The 8,507-nt window shown below is 64.8% G+C and carries 7 protein-coding genes; 5 read left to right on the forward strand and 2 right to left on the reverse strand.

Translation table 11 applies throughout. From position 1 onward, the window contains the following. Positions 1-257 precede the first annotated feature (257 nt). On the forward strand, positions 258-836 hold the full coding sequence (locus UP06_RS14970; RefSeq protein ID WP_045003455.1) for a L,D-transpeptidase: 579 nt from the start codon (positions 258-260) through the stop codon (positions 834-836). A gap of 83 nt (positions 837-919) precedes the next feature. Then, positions 920-1,735, forward strand: coding sequence for a DUF2927 domain-containing protein (locus tag UP06_RS14975; protein ID WP_045003457.1), 816 nt, complete (start codon positions 920-922; stop codon positions 1,733-1,735). Positions 1,736-1,907: 172 nt separating this feature from the next. Here the strand turns inward: UP06_RS14975 and UP06_RS14980 are convergent, their stop codons facing one another. Both UP06_RS14980 and UP06_RS14985 read right to left on the reverse strand, forming a co-directional pair. Further along, positions 1,908-3,035 carry a threonine synthase gene (locus UP06_RS14980; RefSeq protein ID WP_045003459.1) on the reverse strand — a complete coding sequence of 376 codons (1,128 nt, stop codon included), beginning with the start codon at positions 3,033-3,035 and terminating at the stop codon, positions 1,908-1,910. A 57-nt stretch (positions 3,036-3,092) separates the two neighbouring features. Continuing rightward, positions 3,093-5,015 carry a tetratricopeptide repeat protein gene (locus UP06_RS14985; protein WP_050031688.1) on the reverse strand — a complete coding sequence of 641 codons (1,923 nt, stop codon included), beginning with the start codon at positions 5,013-5,015 and terminating at the stop codon, positions 3,093-3,095. A gap of 168 nt (positions 5,016-5,183) precedes the next feature. Here UP06_RS14985 and UP06_RS14990 point away from each other — a divergent pair, with 168 nt between their 5' ends. From UP06_RS14990 to UP06_RS15000, 3 genes are all read left to right on the forward strand, one after another. Then, positions 5,184-5,696: a sigma factor-like helix-turn-helix DNA-binding protein gene (locus UP06_RS14990; protein WP_045003461.1), complete on the forward strand. Its 513-nt coding sequence runs from the start codon at positions 5,184-5,186 to the stop codon at positions 5,694-5,696. A 255-nt stretch (positions 5,697-5,951) separates the two neighbouring features. Then, the gene (locus UP06_RS14995; protein WP_045003462.1) at positions 5,952-7,208 is read left to right on the forward strand and encodes a GTP cyclohydrolase II; all 1,257 of its coding nucleotides are present in this window, start codon (positions 5,952-5,954) and stop codon (positions 7,206-7,208) included. Between the two features lie 7 nt (positions 7,209-7,215). Beyond that, positions 7,216-8,454, forward strand: a complete 1,239-nt coding sequence (locus UP06_RS15000) for a URC4/urg3 family protein (protein ID WP_045003463.1) — start codon at positions 7,216-7,218, stop codon at positions 8,452-8,454. The last annotated feature ends 53 nt before the right edge of the window (positions 8,455-8,507 follow it).

Consider the following 8,507-nt stretch of genomic DNA (forward strand, 5'->3'; position numbering starts at 1 on the left):
CAATAATCCGTCCGATCAATCATTGTTCGCCGCCTCCGTCAAAGCAATAGGCGGCATTGCTGCCCTGCCCGGCCCGACGACGCGGCGGTTTGGATAATGTTTTTTCGGCAGACCGGCGCGGCTTCCGAATTTGGTAACGCCATTCGTTAAGGATGGCTTATTCGTAAAGGATCTGCCTCACGGGGGCGTGGCTTGCGGAAACCCCGCAAATATGGCCTCTGGCTCTCGTTGAATCGATTTTTTTGCTGGGGGAAACAATGATCCGGTTTTTTGCCGCGCCGATCGCCGCCATCGCACTGCTGACGGCCACCGCCGGCGGCGCACGCGCCGAAGAATTCGACTCGCGCGACATCATGGGCGGCGGCCCCAACTTCTTCCGCGGCGGCTCGAGCCCGATCCCCCGCACCACCGTGAACTATTCCGGCAATTACGCCCCCGGCACGATCGTGGTGAACACCTCCGAGAGGCGGCTCTATCTGGTGCTCCAGAACGGCCAGGCGCTGCGCTACGGCATCGGCGTCGGCCGCGACGGCTTCCGCTGGGGCGGGGTGCACAAGATCACCGCCAAGAAGGAGTGGCCGGAATGGACGCCGCCGTCGCAGATGATCGCACGCCGGCCGGACCTGCCGCGCCACATGAAGGGCGGCATTGAAAACCCGCTCGGCGCGCGCGCGATGTATCTGGGCTCGACGCTCTACCGCATCCACGGCTCCAACGAGCCGGAGACGATCGGCCAGGCGGTGTCCTCGGGCTGTTTCCGCATGACCAATGACGACGTCACCGATCTCTATGGCCGCGTCGGGGTCGGCACCACCGTGGTCGTGCTGAACAACTAGCGCTCGGCCACAGCGGGAACCCGCAGGGCGCGTGAATATGCGGACTTGTGCGCAGCCAACGAATACGGCAGCGTCGCGTAACGATGAGCGCATTAAACTCGCCCTCGCTTTGCCTTCGCTTCGCCCTGCTGGCGCTCGCAGCGCTCACATTCGCCGGTGACACCGCTACCATGGCCGCGGCAGGCGAACTGCCCGCGATCGCGTCGCGCCAGCGCGCCGAGAAGAAGAGCTTTACCGACGCCGAGATTGTCGACGGCTTCCTGAAGACCGCATTCGGCGCTGAATACCACCTCGCCGGCCGCGTCGACCGCATCCGCAAATTCGACGGGCCGGTGCGGGTATTTGCCGAGACCGACCGCGCCGATCGCAAGACGCAGCTTGCCAAGGTCGTGGCCGACATCGGCACCCGCGTGCAGCATCTCGACATCGCCATGACCGACACCAGCGAGGCGGCGAATGTGCGGGTGAAGCTGGTGCGCGACCGCGATCTCTACCGCACCATCACCAGCTTCTACGGCGCCGAGAGGGCGCGCGAGATCCGCACCTCGCTCGATCCGCAATGCCTGTCCGGCTTCCGCAAGAACGACAATTTCGAGATCGAGCATTCCGACGTCATCCTCACCGTCGACAATGGCGACTTCACCTTCCTCGACTGCGCCTATGAGGAGCTGCTGCAATCGCTCGGCCCGATCAACGACACCGCGAGCGTGCCCTGGACCATGTTCAACGACAATGTCTCGATGGGCTATTTCGACGTCTACGACCAATACATCCTCAATGTACTCTACGATCCCCGCATCAAAGCGGGGATGACCGTGCTTGAGGTGAGGTCGGTGCTGCCCGAGGTGCTCGTCGACGTGCGCGCCTGGGTGAAGCGGGTGAATGATCTGAAGGAGTGACGCCCTCTTTCCCTCTCCCCTTGTGGGAGAGGGTGGCTCGACGCGAAGCGGCGAGACGGGTGAGGGGTATCTCTCCGCGCGTTCAATTCTCATTTGAGTGTGTGGTGAGATACCCCTCATCCGGCGCTTCGCGCCACCTTCTCCCACAAGGGGAGAGGGGAAGAGACCTGCCCTACTGCACGAGATCGGCAACGGTGGTTGCCGCCTTCAGCCCGGTGCCCGTGAGAACGGCCACGGTGGTCTCGTTCGCCTTGACCGCTCCTGCCGCGGCGAGCTTTTCCAGCGCCGCAGCCGCACTGGCGCTGGTCGGCTCGGCGAACAGGCCTTGTCGCGCAAGGCGCCGTAGCGCGGCGACGATCTCCTCTTCGCTGAGCGCAACGGTGCCACCGCCGCTCTCGCGCAACGCGCCGATGATCTCGCGCAGGCGCAGCGGATTCTTGATGGCGGTGCCTTCGGCGATCGTCTTGTTCACTTCGCGCGCGACAGGCGTATCCACGCCGGCCTTGAAACTTGCATCGATCGGCGAACAATTCAGCGGCTGTGCTGCGAACAGACGCGGCAGTTTTGCAATCTGCCCCGCCTTCAACAACTCGCGGAAGCCGAAGGCGCAGCCCAGGAGGCTGCTGCCCGCGCCGACGGGGACGATGACGTTATCGGGTGCGTGAAAACCGAGGTCCTCCCAGATTTCATAGGCCAGCGACTTGGTGCCTTCCAGGAAAAACGGCTGCCAATTGTGGCTGGCGTAGAAAGTCTGGCTCGACTGGCGAATGGCTTCGGCCTCCGACTCCTCGCGCGGGCCCTCGACGAGCTGCACCGTGGCGCCATAGGCGCGCACCTGCGCGATCTTGGCCGGCGACGTCGACGCCGGCGCCAAAATCTTCACGCGCATGCCGCCGGCAGCACCGAGCCCCGCCATCGACGAGCCGCCATTGCCGGAAGAATCCTCCAGAATGGCGTCGACGCCGATCTGCCGCAGGAAGGACAGCATGACCGCAGAGCCTCTGTCCTTGAAGCTGCCGGTCGGGTTGAACCATTCGAGCTTGAAGAACGGCCGCAGGTTGCCCCACTCCTGTTGTACGAGCGGCGTGCAGCCTTCGCCGAGCGTGATCGGTTTTGCGATCGCGACCGGCAGCGCCGCCCGATAGCGCCACAGCGATCGCGTGCGGCCGTCGATGTCCTCGCGCGACAGACCCACCCCCGGCGTCACCAGAAGCGGCGTGCGCTCGTCCGAGCACCAGCGCGGCTGGTCGAGCGGATAGAGCTTTCCATTGCGGGGGTCGATGTAGCTGGCGGCAGACATGGCGTACTCCGGGACGGGGCCGAAGCTGTACGATATGTCTGATTATGGCCGCTTTGCCTACCCCAGGCCGATGCGATGCATGAGGTCCCTGAACCGCGCATCGCTGCGGAGCGGATCGAAGGCGGGGCGCAGCAGGATCGAGGGATTGAACCTGGCCTCATAGGCCTTGCCGAGCCAATCGAGCGCAGCGTCGCGATCACCGAGGCCGACATAGATGAGCGCGACGTTGGCTTGCGCCGACGGATAGATTTCACCCTGCGTTGCCATGTCGGTCGCGATCCTGACGGCGTCGTCCTTGCGGCCGGACACGGCATAGGCGTAGGCGAGGTTGGAATCGAACACGCTGCTGTGGCCGGAGATCTCGATCGCCTTGCGAAATGCCGCGATCGCCTCGTCGAACCGGCCGAGCTGCACCAGGGCCTGGCCCAGCTCGTAATGACCGACGGCAAATCCCGGATCGAGCTCGAGCGTCTTGCGGCTCTGCGCAACCGCTGCGCCGAAGTCATGGTTGATGCTGAGGGCATCCGCAATATCGGCGCCGATGATGAGAGAGAGCGGATCGAGGCTTTGCGCCTGGGTGAATTCCTGGAGCGCCTGGGTCGTCTTGCCCATCAGCATCAGATGCCAGGCGTACCAATGGTGCGCCGTGGCGTAGCTCGGATTGAGACGGATCGCGGCCTCGTATTCGGAGCCGGCGACATCCCAATCCCAGCCGTAGAGATCGAGCGCGAAGGCGAGCGAGGTATGGGCTTCGCCGAGCGTACCGTCGAGCTCCAGCGCCTTGCTGGCGGCCGCAGTCGCCTTTGAAAAGGCCTCCGTGGTCGAGAGCACGCCGTACTCCCAATCGCCGGCGAGCGCATAGGCGTCCGCGAGGCCGGAATAGGCCTCGGCATAGTTTCGATCGATCTCGATGGCCTGACGGAAATATCTGATCGCCGCCTTGAGCGCCTCACCCGTGCGCTTGTTCAGGAAGTAGCGCCCCTTCAGATAATTTTCGTACGCCGAGGGATCGACGGGACGCGCCTTTTCGAAGGCGGCGCGTTCGCCGTGGTTCAGCGTCACACGCACCTGCTCGGCGACGGCGCGGGCGACGCGGACCTGAAGCGTCAGTGCGTCGCGAACATCGCCCTCATAGCTGTCGGCCCAGACGCGGCCGTCGTCCGGCGCATGGATGAGCTGCGCCGTGATGCGCACGCGGCCGCCCGCGCGCATCACGCTGCCCTCGATGACGGCATCGACATTGAGCTCTCGCGCAATGGTCGCGAGCGATTTATGCGCGCCCTTGTAGGTCATGGCCGAGGTGCGCGAGATCACCCGGAGCGCATTGACCTTGCCGAGCTGCGTGATCAGCTCGCCGGTCATGCCGTCTGCGAAAAAGTCCTGCGACGGATCTTCCGAGGTATCGACAAGCGGCAACACCGCGAGCGAATGGATTGCTTGCGGTGCCTGATGCCAGGGGTAAAGCCATATGAACAGCGCCACGGCCAACAGCAGGATCAAGCCGATCGAGGCGGCAAATCCCTGTCGCCAACCGATGACACGTCTGGCCGGATGGTCGGCCTGCGGCGCAGGCGCGACGGTTTCGGGCGCCGCAACAGGGCTCTCCTCGATGACGGTGACATCGGCGAGGAAGCGATAGCCGCGGCGCGCCACGGTCTCGACAAAGCGCGGGCTCTCGGCGGAATCGCCGAGCGCCTCGCGTATCTTGCTCACGGCCTTGTTGAGCCCGTGATCGTAATCGACCACCGTCTGCGGCCACAGCAGTGTGCGCAGCTCCTCACGCGTCACCACCTCGCCCGGCCGGTCGAGCAATGCCGAGAGCAATTGAAACGGCTGCTCCTGCAAGCGGACCCGGCGGCCGTTCTTGATCAGCTCGCCGCTGCGCGGATCGGTCTCGAAAACGCCGAACCGGGTGCGCCTGGCGAGCTGCACCGCCGAGGTCGCGGCCGGTCTCTCGATCAATTCAGGTTCGTGCAGCATTGAAGTCTCGTCGAAGCGTTGGGGATGTGTTGACGGAAGCCCGTGATTTCATTCGGCTTCCCGGGGGATTGCGAGTCCAGAGAAAGGTGATGCGCCGTCCATTGAGACCGGCCGCCGTTCAGACGAAGAGAGCCGCGCACAACCACACGGGATCGCGCGAGGCACTCGATGCAGAACGGCGTCACTCCGGGACGAGACGGCATGCGAACGCTCGATTCGGCTTATAATTTTGCGCGCTTCCTGAGCGGCGATGCGGACGCCGCCGAGCACATCGTTCAGGCGGCATTTCGTCGGATCGACGCCGGCCGAAGAGACCGGACCCGGTTGTTGAAAGGCGTGCGGAATTGCTATCGGACATGGCTGACCACCCGTCGGCAGCGCGATCGGCAAGATGATGTAGTCGCAAACAAGCGGTTACCTGATGCGGTCGGCACTTCCGTCCTCCGATCGGACGACGGTGCGGAGAAAATTACAGCGCGCATCGATGTCGATGCGGCCGCGGTTCGCTGTGCCATCGAGACCCTGCCGCGGCGCCTGCGCGAAATCCTGGTCCTGCGCGAGCTCGATGCGCTCTCCTACAGGGAGATCGCCGAGGTGACGTCGTTGCCGACAGGCGAGATCATGGCGCGATTGGCCTGCGCACGGCGGCTGCTCGCAAGGTCGGTCGGCCGCCGAGACTAAAAGTCTAATTATTTCAACTACTTAATCTGATATAATCGACAGCAAGGCTCCCGACCGGCGCGCGGGCGCCATTCCGATCAGGCCTGCCGATACCCATATAATGGGCAATGAACGGCCAGGCCGCACCGCACGATTAACTTGTCTGTCGTCGTCGGCCGCTACAATATGTTGGATTGCGTCGCCGGTGTCCGCCGGCAGCGCGACTGAGCCAGGCCCGTCCGAGCGGCGGGCCGTTGGCTTTTTGGGAGCTTGGACATGAGCCGCGCGAACCGTACCGACCACATCCGCCTCACCTCCCATCCGGAGCCGGGCCGGAAAGCTGCCTTTCCGATTCACTGGGGTGCAGCGGATGCGCGCGCCCGCGGGCCGATCATCGGCACGGTGTCGCGCGCGCAGGATCGCAACGTGATCGGCAGCCATGGCGGATCCTATGCGATGTACCGGGCGCTCGCCGTCTCCGCCGGCGCGCTCGATCCGATCCGGCGTCCCGATCTCACCAACACGTTTCCCGCGGCGACCATCGGGCCGTTTGAGCAATGGCGCGATCCCGCGAAGATCGTCGCGCTCGATCCCTGGGGACATCTGGTCGCCGAGAATTTCGGCAAGGACATCGCCGAGGGCATCGACATCCGGCCAAGCATCGCGGTGACGCGTGCCCGTCTCGACCTGCCCGAGATCCGCGAGGCGCTCGCCGCAAAACGGCTGCGCGCCGATGGCGATGTCGTGCACGCCAATGGCAGCGTGTCGGTGGTGAAGATCGCAATCGATCCGGTCTGGTACCTGCCGGGCCTTGCGGAGCGGTTCGGCACGAACGAGACTGAGCTGCGCCGCACGCTGTTCGAGCAGACCGCCGGCATGTTCCCCGAACTGGTGACACGGCCGGACATGAAGGTGTTCCTGCCGCCGATCGGCGGCACCACCATCTACATGTTCGGCGACGTCACCAAGCTGCCGGACCATCGCACCAAGATCACCTGCCGCGTGCATGACGAGTGCAACGGCTCCGACGTGTTCGGCTCCGACATCTGCACCTGCCGCCCCTACCTCATCCACGGCATCGAGGAATCCGCGCGCGGCGCGCAGGAGGGCGGGCTCGGGCTCGTCATCTACAACCGCAAGGAAGGCCGCGCGCTCGGCGAGGTCACCAAATTCCTGGTCTACAACGCGCGCAAGCGCCAGGCGGGTGGCGATGCGGCCAACGCCTATTTCGAGCGCACCGAATGCGTCGCCGGCGTCCAGGATGCGCGCTTCCAGCAATTGATGCCCGACACCATCCACTGGCTGGGCCTGAAGCGCATCGACCGCTTCCTGTCGATGAGCGACATGAAACACGACGCGCTGACATCGCAGGGCATCGATATCGTGGAGCGCGTGCCGATCCCGCCGGAGCTCATTCCGGCCGATGCCGACGTCGAAATGGCCGCGAAGAAGGCCGCCGGCTATTACTCGACCGACATTGCGCCCGAGAAGGACGTCAACGGCGTGGTCGGACGTTCGCTGGAAAAATACTGATCAAGTGATGACGGAGGCTTTGGAACGACAGGCCGGCTCGCTGCTCAGCGCAGCAGCGGTTCGCGCGGGTGCTGGCGAGATGCTCGAGATCGGCCTGAACGGCGGGCTCACGCATTTCACCATCGATCTCGATCGCATGGATGGCGTTGCGGATGCCGTGGTCGCGGTCACGCGCAAAGCCTATCCTACGCTCGACATTCCCTTCCACGCGCGGTGGCGGCACTTTGTGCTTGGCGGCGTCGATCGCTGGGCGCGGCTTGCCGACGCGGCCTCATGGCCGGATCGCGCGGCGCGGGCGCGTGCGGAGTTTGATCTTGCGATCGTCAGCGTGCTGCTCGATGCCGGCGCCGGTGCTGCCTGGCGCTATCGCGACGCCGTGACAGGAGAAGGCATCGGCCGATCCGAGGGGCTTGCGATTGCAAGCCTCGACATGTTTGCAGGCGGCCTTTTCTCCGGCGATGCGCGTGCGCCTTTCAGGGTCGATGCGGACGTGCTCGCAAAACTGCCGCTCGCCGCGCTTACATCCGCTTTTCAAGTAACTGATGCCAATCCTCTGCTTGGCCTCGAAGGACGCACGGATCTGTTGCGGCGCTTGGGCCAGCTGGTCGCGGAGCGTCCGGACGTTTTCGGCTCGCACGACACGCCACGGCCGGGCGGACTGTTCGATCACATCGCAGCGCAGGCAACCAACGGCACTATTCCCGCGCCCGCGATCCTATCCGCAGTGCTGAACCAGCTCGGGCCGATCTGGCCGTCGCGGCTTGAACTTGCGGGCGTTCCGCTCGGCGATTGCTGGCGCCATCCGGCGATCAAGGCTGACGGCGCAACCGCGGGCCTCGTTCCCCTGCACAAGCTGTCACAATGGCTGAGCTATTCGCTGATCGAGCCGCTCCAGCGCGCCGGCCTGGAGGTGACCGACATCGACGGACTGACCGGGCTTGCCGAATACCGCAATGGCGGCCTGTTCGTCGATCACGAGGTGCTGCGCCTGCGCGATGCCGCTGATGCCGAACGCGCGCAGGCGGTGGACTCGCTGCTCGTCGTCGAGTGGCGTGCGCTCACCGTCGCACTGCTGGATCGGCTGGCAGGGAGTGTCCGCGCAAAGCTCGGCCGCACGCCGGAGTCCTTGCCGCTTGCCAGCATCCTGGAAGGCGGCACCTGGGCTGCGGGCCGCGCCATTGCCTTTTCACGCCGCCCCGACGGCGCGCCGCCGCTCAAGGTGATCAGCGACGGGACCGTTTTCTAAACCCTCTCCCCTTGTGGGAGAGGGTGGCTTCGCGTGAGCGAAGCCGGGTGAGG

Origin of the sequence: Bradyrhizobium sp. LTSP857 (assembly GCF_000938285.1) — a bacterium.
GTDB lineage: Bacteria > Pseudomonadota > Alphaproteobacteria > Rhizobiales > Xanthobacteraceae > Bradyrhizobium.